Annotated in this window: 17 protein-coding genes and 1 tRNA gene; 11 read left to right on the top strand and 7 right to left on the bottom strand. The window is 67.8% G+C overall.

All coding sequences use genetic code 11. From position 1 onward, the window contains the following. Positions 1–86 precede the first annotated feature (86 nt). Both ACJH6I_RS07740 and ACJH6I_RS07735 read left to right on the top strand, forming a co-directional pair. The gene (locus ACJH6I_RS07740) at positions 87–383 is read left to right on the top strand and encodes a hypothetical protein (RefSeq protein ID WP_212806991.1); all 297 of its coding nucleotides are present in this window, start codon (positions 87–89) and stop codon (positions 381–383) included. Positions 384–432: 49 nt separating this feature from the next. After that, complete coding sequence (locus ACJH6I_RS07735) at positions 433–990, top strand: hypothetical protein (protein ID WP_318985713.1); 558 nt, start codon at positions 433–435, stop codon at positions 988–990. An 8-nt stretch (positions 991–998) separates the two neighbouring features. On the opposite strand, the gene ACJH6I_RS07730 is transcribed toward ACJH6I_RS07735, so the two are convergent. Then, positions 999–2,024 (bottom strand): NAD(P)H-dependent glycerol-3-phosphate dehydrogenase, encoded by a 1,026-nt coding sequence (locus ACJH6I_RS07730; RefSeq protein ID WP_212806989.1) that lies wholly within the window; start codon positions 2,022–2,024, stop codon positions 999–1,001. A 126-nt stretch (positions 2,025–2,150) separates the two neighbouring features. Between ACJH6I_RS07730 and ACJH6I_RS07725 the strand changes: the two genes are divergently transcribed. Then, complete coding sequence (locus tag ACJH6I_RS07725) at positions 2,151–4,004, top strand: alpha/beta hydrolase (RefSeq protein ID WP_406774358.1); 1,854 nt, start codon at positions 2,151–2,153, stop codon at positions 4,002–4,004. A gap of 109 nt (positions 4,005–4,113) precedes the next feature. Further along, on the top strand, positions 4,114–4,518 hold the full coding sequence (locus ACJH6I_RS07720) for a hypothetical protein (RefSeq protein WP_318985715.1): 405 nt from the start codon (positions 4,114–4,116) through the stop codon (positions 4,516–4,518). Positions 4,519–4,521: 3 nt separating this feature from the next. Here the strand turns inward: ACJH6I_RS07720 and ACJH6I_RS07715 are convergent, their stop codons facing one another. Then, on the bottom strand, positions 4,522–5,013 hold the full coding sequence (locus ACJH6I_RS07715) for a YajQ family cyclic di-GMP-binding protein (protein ID WP_020101292.1): 492 nt from the start codon (positions 5,011–5,013) through the stop codon (positions 4,522–4,524). Between the two features lie 115 nt (positions 5,014–5,128). Between ACJH6I_RS07715 and ACJH6I_RS07710 the strand changes: the two genes are divergently transcribed. From ACJH6I_RS07710 to ACJH6I_RS07700, 3 genes are all read left to right on the top strand, one after another. Then, a tRNA-Tyr gene (locus tag ACJH6I_RS07710) sits at positions 5,129–5,211 on the top strand. A 101-nt stretch (positions 5,212–5,312) separates the two neighbouring features. Next, on the top strand, positions 5,313–6,230 hold the full coding sequence (locus ACJH6I_RS07705) for an alpha/beta fold hydrolase (protein ID WP_318985716.1): 918 nt from the start codon (positions 5,313–5,315) through the stop codon (positions 6,228–6,230). Positions 6,231–6,332: 102 nt separating this feature from the next. Beyond that, the gene (locus ACJH6I_RS07700; RefSeq protein WP_318985717.1) at positions 6,333–7,526 is read left to right on the top strand and encodes a permease; all 1,194 of its coding nucleotides are present in this window, start codon (positions 6,333–6,335) and stop codon (positions 7,524–7,526) included. Here the strand turns inward: ACJH6I_RS07700 and ACJH6I_RS07695 are convergent. The 4 genes from ACJH6I_RS07695 to ACJH6I_RS07680 all read right to left on the bottom strand — a co-directional run bounded on the left by ACJH6I_RS07695 (position 7,523) and on the right by ACJH6I_RS07680 (position 12,429). Then, a complete protein-coding gene (locus ACJH6I_RS07695; RefSeq protein WP_318985718.1) occupies positions 7,523–10,894 on the bottom strand; it encodes an SMP-30/gluconolactonase/LRE family protein in 3,372 nt (1,123 codons plus the stop codon). The two genes, ACJH6I_RS07700 and ACJH6I_RS07695, sit on opposite strands and share 4 nt — an antisense overlap. Before the next feature lie 112 nt (positions 10,895–11,006). Then, positions 11,007–11,633 carry a maleylpyruvate isomerase family mycothiol-dependent enzyme gene (locus ACJH6I_RS07690; protein WP_318985719.1) on the bottom strand — a complete coding sequence of 209 codons (627 nt, stop codon included), beginning with the start codon at positions 11,631–11,633 and terminating at the stop codon, positions 11,007–11,009. A 2-nt stretch (positions 11,634–11,635) separates the two neighbouring features. Beyond that, complete coding sequence (locus ACJH6I_RS07685) at positions 11,636–12,112, bottom strand: SRPBCC family protein (RefSeq protein WP_318985720.1); 477 nt, start codon at positions 12,110–12,112, stop codon at positions 11,636–11,638. Continuing rightward, positions 12,109–12,429, bottom strand: a complete 321-nt coding sequence (locus tag ACJH6I_RS07680; RefSeq protein WP_318985721.1) for a metalloregulator ArsR/SmtB family transcription factor — start codon at positions 12,427–12,429, stop codon at positions 12,109–12,111. The genes ACJH6I_RS07685 and ACJH6I_RS07680 overlap by 4 nt, the downstream gene beginning before the upstream one ends. A gap of 89 nt (positions 12,430–12,518) precedes the next feature. Between ACJH6I_RS07680 and ACJH6I_RS07675 the strand changes: the two genes are divergently transcribed. From ACJH6I_RS07675 to ACJH6I_RS07660, 4 genes are read left to right on the top strand one after another with little or no spacing between them, the layout of a single operon-like run. Further along, the gene (locus ACJH6I_RS07675) at positions 12,519–13,211 is read left to right on the top strand and encodes a metalloregulator ArsR/SmtB family transcription factor (RefSeq protein WP_318985722.1); all 693 of its coding nucleotides are present in this window, start codon (positions 12,519–12,521) and stop codon (positions 13,209–13,211) included. 9 nt (positions 13,212–13,220) lie between these two features. Continuing rightward, complete coding sequence (mddA, locus tag ACJH6I_RS07670) at positions 13,221–13,994, top strand: methanethiol S-methyltransferase (protein ID WP_318985723.1); 774 nt, start codon at positions 13,221–13,223, stop codon at positions 13,992–13,994. Between the two features lies 1 nt (position 13,995). After that, positions 13,996–15,354: an MBL fold metallo-hydrolase gene (locus tag ACJH6I_RS07665; RefSeq protein WP_318985724.1), complete on the top strand. Its 1,359-nt coding sequence runs from the start codon at positions 13,996–13,998 to the stop codon at positions 15,352–15,354. After that, complete coding sequence (locus ACJH6I_RS07660; protein ID WP_318985725.1) at positions 15,351–16,607, top strand: MFS transporter; 1,257 nt, start codon at positions 15,351–15,353, stop codon at positions 16,605–16,607. Before ACJH6I_RS07665 ends, ACJH6I_RS07660 begins: the two co-directional genes overlap by 4 nt. Here the strand turns inward: ACJH6I_RS07660 and arr are convergent. Beyond that, positions 16,594–17,034 (bottom strand): NAD(+)--rifampin ADP-ribosyltransferase, encoded by a 441-nt coding sequence (gene arr / locus ACJH6I_RS07655; protein WP_406783896.1) that lies wholly within the window; start codon positions 17,032–17,034, stop codon positions 16,594–16,596. The two genes, ACJH6I_RS07660 and arr, sit on opposite strands and share 14 nt — an antisense overlap. Positions 17,035–17,051 lie beyond the last annotated feature (17 nt).

Raw genomic sequence — 17,051 nt, 5'->3', positions numbered from 1 at the left:
ACACACCCAGCCAACCAGACACCCCAATCACAGGCCGACAGCAGCTGACCGTTCTACACCCTCAATCATGAAGAGCCGGGAAAACCATGAAGAGTTCCACCAAGATCTCGGCCGGGACCGGAATCGTCCTGGCCCTGCTGGTCGCGGCGGCCGCACCGGCCACGGCGCGGCCCGTGGTGCCGCCGGCGCCCGGGGAATCCGCGACGCAGACGATCCATCGGCTGCAGACCGAGGGCTTCCGGGTGATCGAGTCGCGGGTCGGCAGCGGATCCATCGAGGATTGCACCGTCACCGCCGTCCGGCACGGGCGTGAGCTGTCGAGCCAGGAGGGCAAGCTGCGCGGGCAGAGCACCACGGTCTACGTCGACCTCGGCTGCAAGTGATTTGCGGCTGACGCTGCGAGGCGTGGTCATTGGGTTCTACTCTGAGCAGGTGTTCAGCAGAATCCTGATCGGTGCGGCGGTGGCCGCTGGGGCGATCTCGTTGGTGCCGGGTGTTGCCGCGGCGGCTCCGCCACCGGAGCCGGTGCCCCCGCCGCCGGGACCCGCCGCGCCGAACCTCAACGGATTCAAGCCCGTCACCCCGTCGACCTACGCCAGCAAGGACGGGACGTTCTACATGTTCCAGGCCCCCGGCGGTCTGACGTGCATCATGCGCCGCAACGAAGGCGAGTACGGCTGTAGCGGCCCGATGCCGGGCGCTCCCGAAGGCACCAACGTCGTCGTCGGTCAGCAGGTGGGCGCGCCGGCGTTCAACACCCTGAACGGGCCGAAGTACGTCGGCGAGATGCCCGGGGCGGTCCAGACCCTGCCGGCCGGCTCGCGGATCACCTACCGCAACATCACGTGCGGCACCGACGGCACCATGACGGCTTGCGTCAACAGCTTCGACCAGTCCGGTTTCGTGGTCAGCCCGGCCGGCAGCTTCATCGTCAACGAGTCGAATCCGTTGCTGGACAGGCCGAAAGACCGCAACCCCTACTTCAACTGATCCCGAGGTCAGAACCCCGCGCCGTGGACCTCGTGCCCGGGCTTCTCGAGCATGAGGCCGGCGTAGGCGTCCTCGACAGTGCAGCCGTGGTTGATCACCCGGTCCACCTCACGCGCGATCGGCATGCTCAGCCCGTGCGTCTCGGCGAACTCCATGATCACGCTGGCCGCCTTGACGCCCTCGGCGACCTGGTTCATCGAGGCGATGATCTCGTCGATGGGCTTGCCCTGGCCCAACTGCTCGCCGACGTGCCGGTTGCGGCTGCGCTGGCTGGTACAGGTGACGATCAGGTCGCCCATGCCTGCCAGGCCCGCGAAAGTGTCACGGTTGCCGCCCATCGCCACGCCGAGCTTGGACATCTCGGCCACCGCGCGCGCCATCACCATCGCGCGGGTGTTCTCGCCGATGCCCAGTGAGTAGCCCATGCCGACGGAGATCGCGTACACGTTCTTGAGCGCCCCCGCCATCTCGACACCGATCACGTCGTCGGTGGTGTAGGTGCGAAAACGCCTCGTGCGGAACAGGCCTGCGAGATTGGCGGCGAGGTGCTGGTCCGGCATCGCGAGCACCGCTGCGGCGGCGTATCCCTCGGCGACCTCGCGGGCGATGTTGGGCCCGGCCAGGATTCCGGCCGGGTGCCCGGGCAGCACCTCGTCGACGATCTGGCTCATGCGCATGTTGGTGCCCTGCTCGAGGCCCTTGACCAACGACACCACCGGGACCCACGGCCGCAGTTCCTTGGCCAGCTCGCCCAGCACGTTGCGGAAGCCGTGCGACGGCACACCCATCACGATGACGTCGGCGCTGTTGGCTGCTTCGGAGAAGTCGGTGGTCGCCCGCAGCGATTCGGGCAGTGCCACGCCGTCACCCAGATAGCGGCTGTTGCAATGCTTTTCATTGATGTCGGCCGCGGTTTCCGCGGACCGTACCCACTGCAGCGTCGGGCCCCGGCGCGCACAGATCGAGGCCACCGTGGTGCCCCAGGACCCGCCACCGAGAACGACGACGGTCGGTACGCGCTGCGCTGATGCCATGGCGACAGGTTATGTCGCCGGGACGAGCGGAGCGGCGGGATTCGCGGAGTGTCTAGGTTTGTGTCGGTTGGTACCGCCACGCTGTGCGACGATCGAAGGAGCGATCGCCGAGGGGGTGCGGCAGGGGTGACGGTGACGGTGTCGCGCGTGCGCGCGGCGAAGCCTGGGACGATGCTCGACGCCGCCGATGACGTACGGACCACGTCGGCCGCGCTGGAGATCGTGATCGGCGTCGAGCGCGGCCAGCTGGCCAATTTGAAAGCGAACTGGCAGGGGCAGGCGAGCGACGCCGCAATCGCCAAGGCACAGCAGCTGATCGATGAGCAGGAGGCTTACCGGGCCCGGCTGGACAAGCTGGCCAAGGCGCTCACCGACGGCGGTAATCAGCTCACCTCGCTGCGCAGCACCCTGCTCGAATTCGTCGACACGGCCCTCATGCTGGGGTTCTCGGTCCGCGACGACGGCGTGGTCACCCCACAGCAGTGGCTGGTCGGCGACTTGGGACCCCTCAAGAAAGCGGCCGAGTTCTTCACCGAATCCATTCAGGAGCAACTGAAGGCCTTCGAGACCACCGACACGCTCACCGCCACGGCGATCGACCAGGCAGTACAGGGCCAGAAGCCCTCGGCGCCGGTCAACATCGGCGGGCAGGACATCCAGATTCCGCCGCCGGGGACCAACCCCGAGGACGTCAACAAGTGGTGGAACGCACTGACGCCGGAGCAGCAACAGCAGCTGATCGCCCGGCATCCGCCGGAATTGGGCAACCTCAACGGTGTCCCGGCCAGTGCCCGGGACGCCGTCAATCAGCAGGTGATGAACGACGACCTGAACCGGGTCCGCGACGTCGCGGGCCGCAATCACGTGTCAGAGGACGACGTCCTCAAGGACCCCGCCCGGTACGGGCTGACGCAAACCGACGCCACGCGGTTCTACAACGCCCGGCGCACCAGTGAAGGTCTCGCGCACCAGCGCGGGTCCGGCACCGACTCGAAGCGGGAACGTCCCGTCATGCTGTGGGCTTATCAACCGGAGGCAGACGGCGGGCAGGGGCGGGCGGCCATCTGCCTCGGGAACCCCGACACCGCGGACAATACGACGGTGATCGTGCCCGGCACCGGCAGCAGCGTCCACGACGGCTGGCTGGCCGACGGCCACGACGATGCGATTCACGTGTACGACCAGGCGAGGCTGGCCGACCCGAACCGCTCCACCGCGGTGATGATGTGGATGGGCTACGACGCGCCCGACAGCTTCACCGATCCGCGCATCGCGAACCCGACCCTGGCCAGGCAGGGTGGCGACTTACTGGCCGCCGACGTCAACGGGCTGGCTGCGACGCATCAGGGTGCGTCCCACGTCACGGTGATGGGTCACTCGTACGGGTCCACCACGGTTGCCGATGCGTGCGCGGGCAGCGGTATGAAAGTCAATGATGTCGTGTTGATCGGTTGTCCTGGAACAGATTTGGCGCATAGTGCCGCGGACTTCCACGTCAACGGTGGCCAGGTGTATGTCGGGGCGGCATCGACCGATCCCGTCGCCCGACTTGGGATGGGCGGTCCGGGCGCGGCGCAATGGCTGAACGCGCAACTCGGTAATCCGCTGGGGCCGGTCGCCGGTCTGGGGACCGATCCATCGGCAGACGGGTTCGGCGCCACGCGGTTCCGGGCCGAGGTGGCCGGGGAAACCGGCTGGAGCATTCACGATCACTCGAAGTACTACGACATGGGCAGTGAGTCGTTGCGGGCGATGACCGACATCGCCAGCGGGCACAGCGAACGCCTCGCGACCGACGGACTCCTGGCGGAGGACCGGCACCGGCCGACCATCTCGACACCCGACCACATCGACCTGCCGTTCGGCATCGACGTCCCAGTACCGCACGTCGACATCCCCATCCCCGGGACCCCGGCATATTCGGATCCCGAATCCAATCGGCCAGGTGAGACGGTGAAGAACGACCATGAGTACAAGTAGTCGATATCGCGTCGGTACAGCGGCTGTCGCCTGTGCCCTGTTGTTAGGAGGATGTGGCTTGTTTCCGCACAGTGATCGTCCAGCGCACCCGATGACCGATGAAGAGTCCATGGCGCAAGTCCTCGACGCCGGTCGGCAGTTGCGGAAAGTGGCTGGGCTGCAAGACGTTACCGGCGGCGGCTACCTCGCCTCCTGCAATGACGACGGCGCTCCGCCGAACCGGGGGTACATCGAGATGAGTGCGCAACTGCCTCCCGGTGTCAGCGGCCACGACTACGCCGAACAGGTCAGGAAGGCCATGCTGGCCGCGGGCTGGTCGGACAAGCTACCCACCCAGCACAACTACGGCGGCACCATCAACCGGAACGGCGTCGCGATCAACATCGAGTACTACCAGGGCGAAAGCCGGCTCGCGTTCAAGCTCTACGGCGAGTGCCGCAACATGACCAACCATCACGGGGACAGCAAGAACGTCGGCACCCACCTGGACAAGGAGCTGAACAGCGACGGCTGAGCGTCAGCGGTAGTTGACGAACTGCAGCGCCACGTCCAGGTCGGCGCCCTTGAGCAGGGCGATGACGGCCTGCAGGTCGTCGCGCTTCTTGCTGGACACCCGGATCTCGTCGCCCTGGATCTGCGCCTTGACGCCCTTGGGGCCCTCGTCGCGGATGATCTTGGTGATCTTCTTGGCCTGTTCGCTGCTGATGCCCTGCTGGAGCGTCCCCGACACCCGGTAGGTCTTGCCGCTGGGCTGCGGATCGCCGGCGTCGAACGCCTTCATCGAGATGTCGCGGCGGACCAGCTTCTCCTTGAACACGTCGACGGCGGCCTTCACACGTTCCTCGGTCGAGGAGACCAGTTCGATGACCTCGTCACCCTTCCAGGCGATGGTGGTGTCCGTGCCGCGGAAGTCGAAGCGGGTGGACAGCTCCTTGGCGGCTTGGTTCAGCGCATTGTCGACTTCCTGCCGGTCGACCTTGCTGACGATGTCGAACGATGAATCCGCCATTGGATTGCCCTCCGTATCTGCGCCCCTGGTCGGGGTCCCGTTTTCGTGTTCGGTACATCTTCGTTGTACTCTGCTACTCGCGCCAAACCCGGGGTCACCGGGAGGCGACGAACCCGGCAGGTTGCCCGAGCGGCCAATGGGAGCGGACTGTAAATCCGTCGGCGGAAGCCTACACAGGTTCGAATCCTGTACCTGCCACACTGATCAGGCCCCCTTTCGAGGGGGCCTGACGTGTTTCTGCGGCCGTTGCCCGCACAGCGTCCGCGGCCGGATTCCGGGCGGTCGTTAGGATTCGACACATGGTCGAGTCGTCTTCGGACCGTGACGTCGTGCTCGACGTCGAGGGCTCCGGTGTGCAACCGCCGGTCGATCCCAAGATTCGCAAACAGTTCGCCTTACTCGAGCGATTCGCGCCGCCCATCGGATCCCGCTGGGCCACCGAGTTGTGGTGCACCCCGCCGATCATCGAGCAGAGCCTGCGCATGCCGCCCGGTGTCCAGCCGGGCGCACCGCTGGAAGCGCATTGGGACGGCCACCGCATCGCCGGGGAATCCTGGGGCGACGGGCCGCCGGTGTACCTCGTGCACGGCTGGGGCGGCCGCCGGCCGCACCTGGGCATGTTCATCAAACCGCTGGTGACCGCCGGCTATCGCGTCATCGCGTTCGACCTGCCCAGCCACAACGAGTCCGACCCGGGCGCGCTCGCGCCCGGACGCACCACCGCCATCGAATGCGCCGACGCCGTCGCGGCCGTCATCCGCGAACACGGGCCGGCGCACGCCGTCGTCGCGCACTCGCTCGGGGCCAACGCGACCACCATGGCCGCCGCGGTGAACGGCGCCAAGGTCGGCCGGTTGGTGCTGCTCGCACCGATGGGCGACTACCCGATGTACCTGGACCTGTTCGCCGCGCGCCACAACTTCGGCCCCCGGATCCGTGCGGGCCTGCAGAAGCGCCTGGTCCGCAGGATCGGCATGTCGCTGGAAGAGACCAACATGGTCAACCTCGCGGCCCGCGCGGGCCACCCGCCGCTGCTGCTCATTCACGACCCCGACGACCCCGACAGCCCCTACTCGTCGAGCGTGAAGCTCGCCGCTTTGTGGCCCGGCTCCGAGTTGCTCACCACGAAGGGTCTCGGCAAGCTCGCGCACTATCGCATGCTGCGGCACCGCCCGGCGATCAACGCCGGCATCGAGTTCATCGGCAGCCCGGCCTGATCACCGTCGAGCGTGGGGGATGACGTGGAGATCCGGCCGATTTTCCGCGTGAACCCCCACGCTCGACGATTCGGAATGCCGCTGACGGGTTAACGTCACCTGATGGACGCCGCGATCGCTGGGATCGGTCATGCACTGGCCCTGGCCGGTTCGATGACGTGGGAAATTCTCTGGGCGCTGATCCTCGGGTTCGCGCTGTCGGCCGTCGTGCAGGCCGTCGTCCGGAAATCGACGATCGTCCGCCTCCTCGGCGACGACAAGCCCAAGACCCTCGCCGTGGCCGCCGGACTCGGCGCCGCATCGTCGTCGTGCTCGTACGCGGCAGTGGCGTTGGCGCGCTCGCTGTTTCGCAAAGGCGCCAACTTCACCGCGGCGATGGCCTTCGAGATCGGCTCGACCAACCTCGTCGTCGAACTCGGCATCATCCTGGCCCTGCTGATGGGCTGGCAGTTCACCGCCGCGGAGTTCATCGGTGGCCCGATCATGATCGTCGTTCTGGCGGTGCTGTTCCGCTTGTTCGTGCGCAGCCGCCTCATCGACGCGGCCCGCGTGCAGGCGGACCAGGGCATTGCCGGCTCGATGGAAGGGCATGCCGCCATGGACATGTCGGTGCAGGGCGAGGGTTCGTTCGCCAAGCGCCTGTTCTCGGGGCCCGGCTTCACGTCCGTCTCGCACGTCTTCGTCATGGAGTGGGCGGCGATCCTGCGCGACCTGATCATCGGCCTGCTCATCGCCGGTGCCATCGCCGCGTGGGTGCCGAATACGTTCTGGGAGAACTTCTTTCTCGCCGACGATCCGACGTGGTCGGCGATCTGGGGCCCGATTGTCGGACCGGTCGTGGCGATCGTGTCGTTCGTCTGCTCCATCGGGAACGTGCCCCTGGCGGCGGTGCTGTGGAACGGCGGCATCAGCTTCGGCGGCGTGGTCGCATTCATCTTCGCGGACCTGCTGATCCTGCCGATCCTCAACATCTACCGGAAGTACTACGGCACCCGGATGATGCTGACGCTGCTGGCCACCTTCTACGTCTCGATGGTCGCGGCGGGCTACCTCGTCGAATTGCTGTTCGGCGCAACGGGTCTCATACCCACGCAGCGCAACGCCATGGTGATGGAGAGCGGCATCTCCTGGAACTACACCACGTGGCTCAACATCGTCTTCCTGCTGCTGGCCGCGGGTCTGGTGCTGCGCTTCGTCCGCACCGGCGGCATCCCGATGCTGCGCATGATGGGCGGCTCACCCGACGCGGGACATGAGGGCAGCCACGAGCACCACGCCGGGCACGACCACCACTAGACGATCTTCAGCACCCGTGCCGTGGTCGTGTACGTGCGGGTCCAGGCGTTGTAGGAGATCCCGGTGGTCAGCGCGCGGCTGCCGTCGGCCGTCAACAGCGGATTGCTGCCCACCCCGGTGAGGGCACTGCCCACCTGTGCGCCGTTGGCGGTGTTGATGACCACGAGCTGGCTCCCGGTGCTGACGACGGCACGGGTGCCACCGCCACTGAGGACGAGGTAGCCGTTGTCGGGCTTGAGGGTGAGGGTGCTGCCCACCTGGAGGCCGGTGAGCGTGTCGAGCACCGCCACCTGCGACGTCGGAACGCCGGTGGTGTTGAAATTGCTGCTGATCGTCATGGCCACGACCCGCTTGGTGTCAGGGCTGTACTGCACGCCGTTGAGGAAACCGATGAGCGTCACGGTGTTGCCGATCTGGGACCCGGTCGTCGTGTCGAGCACCGTCAACCGTTCGCTGTTGACGCTCGTGGCCCCGTTGTAGACGGACGTGGTGATCAGCGCCCGGCTGCCGTCGGCGCTGATCAAGCGGGAGCCGAATTCCTCGCCCGCGAGGTTGAGGGTGGTGCCGGTCTGGGCCCCGGTGAGGGTGTCGATCACGGCGACGTGCGTCCCGGTGTTGTCGCCGGCGATGGTGACGGCGCGGCTGCCGTTGGGCGTCATCAGCAGCGTGCGCCAGGTGCCGGGCAGAGTGACATTGCCGATCTGGTTGCCGGTGGCGAGGTCGACGGTCGCGAGTTTGGTGGTCGTCACCTGAGTGACCGGGTCGGTCGACGTCGCGGTGATCACCATGCGGGTCCGGTCGGCGCTGAGCTCGCGGGCCCCGTCGCCGGCGACGACCAGTCCGGTGCCGACTGGGGCTCCGGTGGCGGCGTCCAGGACCGCCAGCCGGGTGGTGAACGTGTTGACCGGGCCCTCGGTGCGGGCCATGAAGACGACGCGGTTGCCGGCGGCGTTGAATACCGGTGCGCCGTACGAGATGCCCGCACCGTCGAGGTCCGCGGTGGCGCCGACCTGCGCGCCGGTCGCGACGTTGATCACCGTCGCCTGCGTGGTGTAGCCCGAGGCGAAATCCCCGATCTGATTGGTGATCGCGGCCCGGCTGCCGTCGGCGTTGAGGACCGGCGGGGCCAGCTCGTTGCCGGCGATCTCGACGGTGGTGCCGAGTTGGGTGCCCGTGGTGGTGTCGAGCACCGCCACCCGCGTGGTGTCCGGGGCCTCCCAGATCGGGCGGCTGGTGGTGATCAGGGCGCGGGTGCGATCGGCGGTCAGGACGGGCGCCTCCAGACTGTTGCCGGTGACGGAGACGGTGGTGCCGGTTTGGGCGCCGGTGAGCGTGTTGATCACCGCGACCTGGGTGGTGCCCGAGCCGTAGGTGGTGGTCAGAGCGCGGCTGCCGTCGGCCGACAGCAGCTGCACGCCGACCGCGCCCGGCAGGGTGAGGGTCGTTCCGGTCTGCTTGCCGGTCGCGAGGTCGATCACCGCCAGCTGCGTCGTCGTGGTGCCCGCGGCGGTGATCACGGCCCGCGTGCCGTCGGCGCTGAATGCCGGGACGACGGGCTTGCCGGCGATGGACACCGTGCTGCCGACCTGCTTGCCGGTCGCGGTGTCGATCACCGCGACGCGGGTGGTGCTGGTCGTCGAGATGGGCGAGGGGCCGGTGATCACCAGTGCGCGCGTGCCGTCGGTGCTCAACAGGGTCGAGCCGACGCCCGAGACGCCGACGCTCCCGATCTTCGTCACCGACGTGGCGATGAGTGAGGGCGGCACGAGTACGCGCACGGTGCGGTCGGTCGCGTCGGTGACGTAGACGGCGCCGCCCGGGGCGACGGCGACGGCGTGGCCACCGGCGGCGTCGGTGTCGAACCGGACGGTGCTGACGACGGCCGAGGTGGCGGTGTTGACCACCGAGACGGTGTCGTTGACGTTGGCGACGTAGGCGATGCTGCCGTCGGCGCTGACCGCCACCGAGCTGGGGGCGGGACCCACCGCGACCGCGCCGGGCAGCACGGTGCCGGTGGCGGTGTCGATGGTGGACAGCGTGCTGTTCTGGCCCGCCACATAGAGCTTGCCGCCGGTGCCCAAGGCCAGCGCGGTGGGTGAGGTGCCGAGCGTGATGCTGGTGACGCCGAGGGTGCTGGTGTCGATCACCGAGACGGTATTACTGCCCTGATCGGCGACGTACACCTTCCCGGTGCCGAGCGCGAGAGCGGTCGGTTGGCTACCGACGCCGATGGTGTCGGTGACGGTGTAGGTGGTGGGGTCGACGACCGACACCGTGCCGCTGCCCTTGTTGGCCACATAGATTCGGCCGTCCGCGCCGACCGTCAAGGCGCTCGGCGTGGTGCCCACCGTGATGTCCTTCGACGACGTGCTCGGGTTGGCGTCGATGCGCTTGTAGCCGACGGTGTTGATGACCGACACCGTGCCGCTGCCGCTGTTGGCGACGTACAACCGGGTGCCGTCGGGGCTCAGCGCCAGTGCGCTCGGCGCGGTACCGACCGAGATGTCCTGCGAGAACCAGCTCGGGTTGGCGTCGATCCGCTTTCCGGTGGTGGTGTTGATGACCGAGACCGTGTTGCTGCCGGTGTTGGCGACGTACAGCCGGCCGTCGGCACCCATCACCTCCGCGCCGGGATTGGTGCCCACCGAAATCGACTTCGAATAGTTCAGCCAGGGTGACGGGACGTTCGTCGTCGCGGCGGTGGGGACCGGCTGCGCGGCGGTCGCGACCACCGGTTGCGCCGCGGTGGCGGCCACGGGCTGACTCGTCGAGGTGACCGCGGCGGGTTTCGTCTGGGCTTCGATCCGGGTGCGGGTACCCCAGGCCGCCAGCACGGCAGCCACCGGCGCGAAGCCCGGGGCGACGGGACCGCCGGTCGCCGACGAGTCGAGCGTCGCCGCCGACGTCACACTGACCGCGCCGCTCGTCCCCGTCGGGGTGGCCGTGACCGACGCCGTCATGGCCGATGTCGCGACGGCCGTTGCGGCCACCGCTCGCGGTGCCGGACCTGACGTCGTTTCCACGTCGGCCTTGAGAGCGTGCGGTGCGGGCTTCTTCGTCGACCCGGTGACGGTCTTCGCGGTCGTCTGCGTCTTCGCGGGACTGTCCGCCGCCGTCGGTGCGGGTTTCGTGGCGCGCTGCTTCTCGCTGCTCGCCTTGCCCGGCGGGCGCTTGTTCTTGCCGGCCTTCGCGCCGGGTTTCGTGGCGCCGGCCGTCTCCGGCGCGGCGTTCTGTGCCGGCGCTGAGGTGGCTCCTGGATTCGCGGCATCGTCGGCCCACGCCGTGCCCGGTGTGCTCGCGATCGCGAAACCGACCCCGAGTGCCACTGCCAACCCCCCGACCCGTCCGACGTACGTGGCGTTGCTCATGGTCGGTCCTCTCGAGCGGCCCGAATGAGGGACATATGTCCCTCTAATGGGAATACCGCATGTGAGGCCGGATGTCTGCAGTACGAACGGCTGATTTCTCGAGGTTGTGCGATTACCGCAATCTCGCCGCGAGAACCGGCTGCCCCGGGCCGCCCAGTTCATCGACGGCCGCCGGGCGTCCGGTCATCGCCATCAGCAATGCCTCGCCCGTGCCCAGCACCTCGGGCCCCGCGCCGTGCTGCCAGTCGACGTCGGTGGCCCGCAGCCGCAGCCCCCGGATTCGCTTTCCTGCGCCGAGTCGCGGGTTGCCCGGGACTGCCGGGAGGATGCGTTCGAGGCGTTCGGTCGGGATGGTGCGCGGATGGCCGAGCGCCCGGCGGATGTCCTGGTGGTGGACAGTCCCGTCGACCAGTCCGATCATCCCGCCGAACCCGGACGTGAGCCCCTGCGGACGCAGATGGGCCTCGAGGAAGTCCATCAACTGCGCGGGGGTGTAGCTCGCGAAGTCCCGCACGCCGACCTCGTTGGCGCGCACGATCCGTCCCCGAACGAAGCGCTGCAACAGGCCGAAGACGCTGAGCTCTTCGTAGCTCACGACATGTGCGACAACGTCTTTCACCGACCATTCGGTGCACAACGTGGGAGCCTGCCAATCGGCGTCGGACAGTGTCCGCAGGTAGGCGGCGAGGTCGCGACGCTCCTCGTACGCGAGGTCCATCATGGAACGCTGCGACGACATGGTCACGCCTCCGCGGCGACGATGTCGTGGTACCGGTTCAGGTACAGCGGCCAGCCCGCCTCGCCGTCGACACCGTCCGCCACCGACCGCCAGCCGGCGCCGTGGCGTTCCAGATGGCGGTGCTCCAGGTCGACGCGGGTCCGGCTGTTGGATTCGGCGGTGAACCGCACTTCGACCTCGCTGGTCTTGTCAGGGTCTGATTCGACCTGCCATGTCGGCCCGATGTCCCACGAGAAGACCACGAGCTTCGGCGGTTCGTAGGCCAGCACGCGCGCCCACCGGCACGTGCTGCCGTCGGTGCCCACGTCGTAGATGTGGCCGCCCACATGGGTCTCGAAGACCGTCTCCGCGATCGGGACTGCCAGCAGGTTGTGGTTGCGGGGTTTGATGGCGTCGAAGCGGCCGACGAACAACGCGAACGCCCTGTCGACCGGCGCCTCGACGACGACGCTCTTGCGGATCGGTGCCACCTCGGTCATGACTGTTTCCCTTCGTCGTCGGCCAGCTGTTTGAACGCCGTCAAGGTCTTGTCCCAGAACACGTCGAGTTCGGCCCGCAGGGCCGCGACGCCACGGGGGTCGACTTGGTAGATGCGCCGGGTGCCGACCTGCCGATCGGTCACCAGGCCGGCGCAGCGCAGCACCTTGAGGTGCTGGGACACCGCCGGCCGGCTGACCGGCAGTCCTTCGGCGAGCTCGCCGACCGCGAGCGGCCCGGCGGCCAATCGTTTGAAGATTGTCCGCCGGGTGCGGTCGGCGAGAGCGCCCCAGGGATCGGCTGTTTCGTAAGTAGTCACTAACGGTAAGTTTAGGCTTACGCATGGTGGTTTGAGAAGGGGTCTGGAAAACCCTTCCTAATCACCTATTCAAGGATTACCTTGAATAGGTGATTAGTGATGCTGGCGCGAAGCGGAAGTTCAAGGACCGGCTCTACGGCGAGTTCGCCCGGATCGGCAAGGCGATCGCCAACCCGCACCGGCTCGAGATCCTCGACCTGCTGGCGCAGGGTGAGCGCACCGTGGAATCGATCGCCTCCGAAACCGGGCTGTCGGTCGCGAACACGTCCCGGCACCTGCAGCAGCTGCGTCAGGCGCAACTCGTCATCGCCCGCCGGGATGGGTTGTTCGTGCACTACCGGATCAGTGGAGCCGAAGTCGTCGGCCTCGTCCTGGCGCTGCGGCACACCGCCGAGCAACACCTCGCTGAAGTCGACCGGGTAGTGGGCGACTTCTTCGGTGACCGCGACGGCTTCGAGCCGGTCACGCCGGAGGAATTGGCGCGTCGCATGGCCGGTGACGAAGTCGTGGTTCTCGATGTGCGGCCCGAGCGCGAGTATGCGGCCGGGCACATCGACGGCGCGCTGTCCATGCCGGTCGCCGACCTGTCCTGCCGGCTCGGAGAACTCCCGCGTGACAAGGAGTATGTCGCATATTGCCGGGGACCTTACTGCGTGTACGCCGACGAGGCCGTGACGATGCTGCGGGCGAAAGGCCTTCGGGCGCAACGACTCTCCGATGGCTACCCCGAATGGTGGCTGGCGGGTCGGGCGGTGCGCTCGGTGCACCGGGCAACCAACTGAGGAGGAGACATGGTCCGCAACCTTGCGATCGCGTACGGAGCCGTCTGTTACGTCGTGTTCCTCGCGGCATTCCTCTATTCGATCGGCTTCGTCGGCAACCTCGTCGTGCCGCGCACCGTCGACAACGGCATTGCCGCCTCGGCCGGTGAGGCGGTGGTCGTCAACGTGGTGCTGCTCGGCGTGTTCGCGGTACAGCACAGCCTGATGGCGCGACCGGCGTTCAAACGCTGGTGGACCCGATTGGTGCCCAAGGCAATTGAGCGGAGCACCTACGTCCTGCTGTCGAGCTTGGCGCTCATCCTCATGTTCTGGCAGTGGCGCACCATGCCGGCCATCGTGTGGGACGTGACCTGGATGCCGGGCCGCGCGGTGCTGTGGGCGGTGTTCGCGGCGGGGTGGCTGATCGTGCTGCTGTCGACCTTCATGATCAATCACTTCGACCTGTTCGGGCTGCGGCAGGTGTACCTCGCATGGCGCGGAACTCCGTACCGCGACTTGGAGTTTCGCACCACGCTGCTGTACCGCGTCGTACGGCATCCGATCATGTTCGGCTTCATCGTCGCCTTCTGGGCCATTCCCACGATGACCGCCGGTCATCTGCTCTTCGCGATCGCCACGACGGGCTACATCCTGATCGCGATCCAATTCGAGGAGCACGATCTCCGGGCTGCCCTCGGCCGCCAGTACCTCGACTACCAAGGCCGGGTCGCGATGTTGATCCCGGGCCTGCACCGCCGAAGTGCGCACGTGATCAGCGACAGCGTTGTCCCGAAGGAAGCCTGACATGTCCGTCGACCTGGTTCCCCTCGTCGACGAGGGCCTTGGAAACTCCGCCTATCTTGTCGACCTCGGCGATGGGCGCGCACTCGTCGTCGACGTGAGCCGCGATCTGCGTGCCGTGCACGAGGCCGCAGCCAAACGCGGGCTGACGGTCGCCTTCGCCGCCGACACCCACCTGCACGCCGACTTCCTTTCGGGCGCACACCAACTCGCGACCAAAGGGCGGGCGCGCGTCCTCGCATCGGCTGCCGGGCACCGCGAATTCGCGCATACCGGTCTGCATGACGGCGACGAGGTCGACCTCGGCGGGCTGCGGCTGCGCGCCATGCTGACACCCGGCCATACCCACGAACACATGGTTTTCCTGTTACTCGACGGCGCAGCGGAAGTCGGCGTCTTCACCGGCGGATCGCTGATCGTCGGGTCGGCTGCCCGCACCGACCTGGTGGCCGAGGACCGGACCGAAGAACTGGCCCGCGCCCAGTTCGCCTCGCTGCACCGACTCGCCACCTTGCCGGGCGACGTCCGGGTCTGGCCGACGCACGGCGCGGGCTCGTTCTGTTCCGCGCCGCCGGGTACCGAGCGCACCAGCACCATCGCCACCGAGTTGGCGACCAACCCGCTGCTCCAGCTGCCTGACGAAGACACGTTCGTCTCACAGCTTCTCGGCTCTCTCGGCAGCTACCCGCCCTACTTCCAGCGTCTGGGAGAGATCAACCGGCTCGGTCCACCCGTGCTCGACGCGGACCCGGCGCTGCGCAAGCTGACGGTCGATACCGTGCGCGCGCACCTGGCCGACGGGGCCGTGCTCGTTGACGCCCGGCCGCTCGACCGCTTCGCCGACGCACACATCCGCGGTGCCGTCTCGATCCCGCTGCGTCCGGTGTTCGCGAGCTGGCTCGGCTGGCTGATCCCTGCCGACCGCGCCGTGATCGTGGTGCGGGATGCCGACCAGGACGCCGCCGACATCGCGTGGCAGGCGGCGAAGATCGGCTTCGACACCGTCGTCGGCGAACTCGACGGCGGAATCGATGCCTGGGTGTCGGCGGGCCATGACGTTACCGGCATCCCGCTCGTGTCGGCGGGCGACGTCCTGGGGCGTCAGGTGCTCGACATTCGCCAGCGCGCGGAGTACCTGGCCGGGCACCTGCCTGGGGCCGTTCACATCGAGCTCGGCGACGTCGCCGCGCGGGCCGGCGAATTGCCCGACAAGCCGACCGTCGTGATGTGCGGCCACGGCGAACGCGCCATGGGTGCTGCCAGCCTGCTCGCGGCGGCCGGGCTCGGTGACCTCACGGTGCTCGACGGCGGGCCGCATGACTGGGTGCACGCCACCGGCGGCAAGCTCGTGACCGGCGCATGAGGCCCACCGGTCCCCGACTCGGCCTGCGCGCCAACCTCGCCCAGTTCTCCCTGTTGGTCATGGTCAATGCCCTCGTCGGCGGCATGGTGGGCCAAGAACAGACGGTGCTGCCGCTGCTCGCCGAGCAGCAGTTCCACCTGACCGGTTACACCTTTCTGTTCACCTACGTCCTGGCCTTCGGCATCACCAAGGCGGCAACCAACTATTTCGCCGGGACGTGGTCAGACCGGTTCGGCCGCAAGCCGGTGCTGATCCTCGGCTGGCTCTTCGCGGTTCCGGTTCCACTGCTACTGATGTGGGCGCCGGCGTGGGGCTGGGTGATCGTCGCGAACGTGCTGCTCGGCATCAACCAGGGACTCACGTGGTCGACGACCGTCGTGATGAAGATCGACCTGGTCGGCCCCTACCAGCGCGGGCTGGCGATGGGGTTCAACGAAGCCGCCGGGTACAGCGCCGTCGCGCTCACCGCGGTCCTTGCCGGTCACCTGGCCGCCGACCACGGACTGCGCCCGGCGCCGTTCCTCCTCGGCCTGTGCTACGCGGTGATCGGACTGGGTCTGAGCGTCGCGTTTGTCAGGGAGACCCGCGGGCACGCCCACCTCGAAGCCGGTGCTCACCACGACGACCATGTCGGACCGTCGAACCGGGAGATCTTCGTCCGCACCAGCTTCACCGAGCCCGCACTGTCGTCGGCCAGCCAGGCCGGCCTGGTCAACAATCTCAACTTCGGGCTGTCCTGGGGACTGTTCCCGATTCTGTTTGCGCGGCACGGTCTGCCCGTCGACCGCATCGGGGTGCTGGTCGCTGTCTATCCGGCGGTGTGGGGCGTCGGTCAGATGCTCACGGGCGCCCTGTCGGACCGGTGGGGTCGCAAGCATCTGATCACCGCGGGCATGTTCGCCCAGGCGGTCGCGCTCGCTTTGATCGCCACCGTCGACAAGTTCGGGTGGTGGGCTGCGGCCGCGGCGCTGCTCGGCGCGGGCACAGCCATGGTCTACCCGACTCTGCTGGCCGCCATCGGCGACGTGGCGCACCCGCTGTGGCGGGCGCGTGCCGTCGGCATCTATCGCCTGTGGCGCGACAGCGGATATGCGGCCGGAGCGGTCGTCGGCGGAATCGCGGCCGACCTGTGGGGGCTGCGCACCGCGATCTGGGTGGCCGCCGGAATCACCGCGGTGTCCGCGCTGATCGTCGCTGGGCGCATGTACGAGACAAACACCGCTCGAGACGCGGCACCCGTCAGTCATAGATGACGGCGAGCCCCCGGCGTTGCAGGCCGGCCAGCCCGTCGCGCATCGCCTGAATCTGCTCCGGTGAATGCCCGACCCAATCGGTGAGTTCACCGACGATGCGAACCGGCTCGCGGGTGCGGTAGGAGTGCGTCGGGTTGCCCGGCAGTTTCTTGTCCGTCACGTTGGGGTCGTCCTCCAGCTCGCCCAGCGGCTCGACGATGTAGATGCGGCAGCGACCGTCGCCGGCCGCGAGTTCGGCTCCCCAGGCCGCGGCGTCCAGTGTCCGCGTGACGTAGACGTGGTTCGAGACGCGGCCGGTCTCGTAGTTCGATTCCCACCCGGGCTGCAGCAGATCACCCACCGCGAGGTCGGCCTTGGTGCCGTGCAGCAGCGCGCCCGACTCATGCACTTCAAAAGGCTTCGGCGTGTTCGTCATGACATCCCCCATTCGTCGTACCGACTGGC

Source organism: Mycobacterium sp. SMC-13, assembly GCF_045311035.1.
Taxonomy (GTDB): domain Bacteria; phylum Actinomycetota; class Actinomycetes; order Mycobacteriales; family Mycobacteriaceae; genus Mycobacterium.
This window is presented reverse-complemented; position numbering and strand designations above follow the sequence as displayed.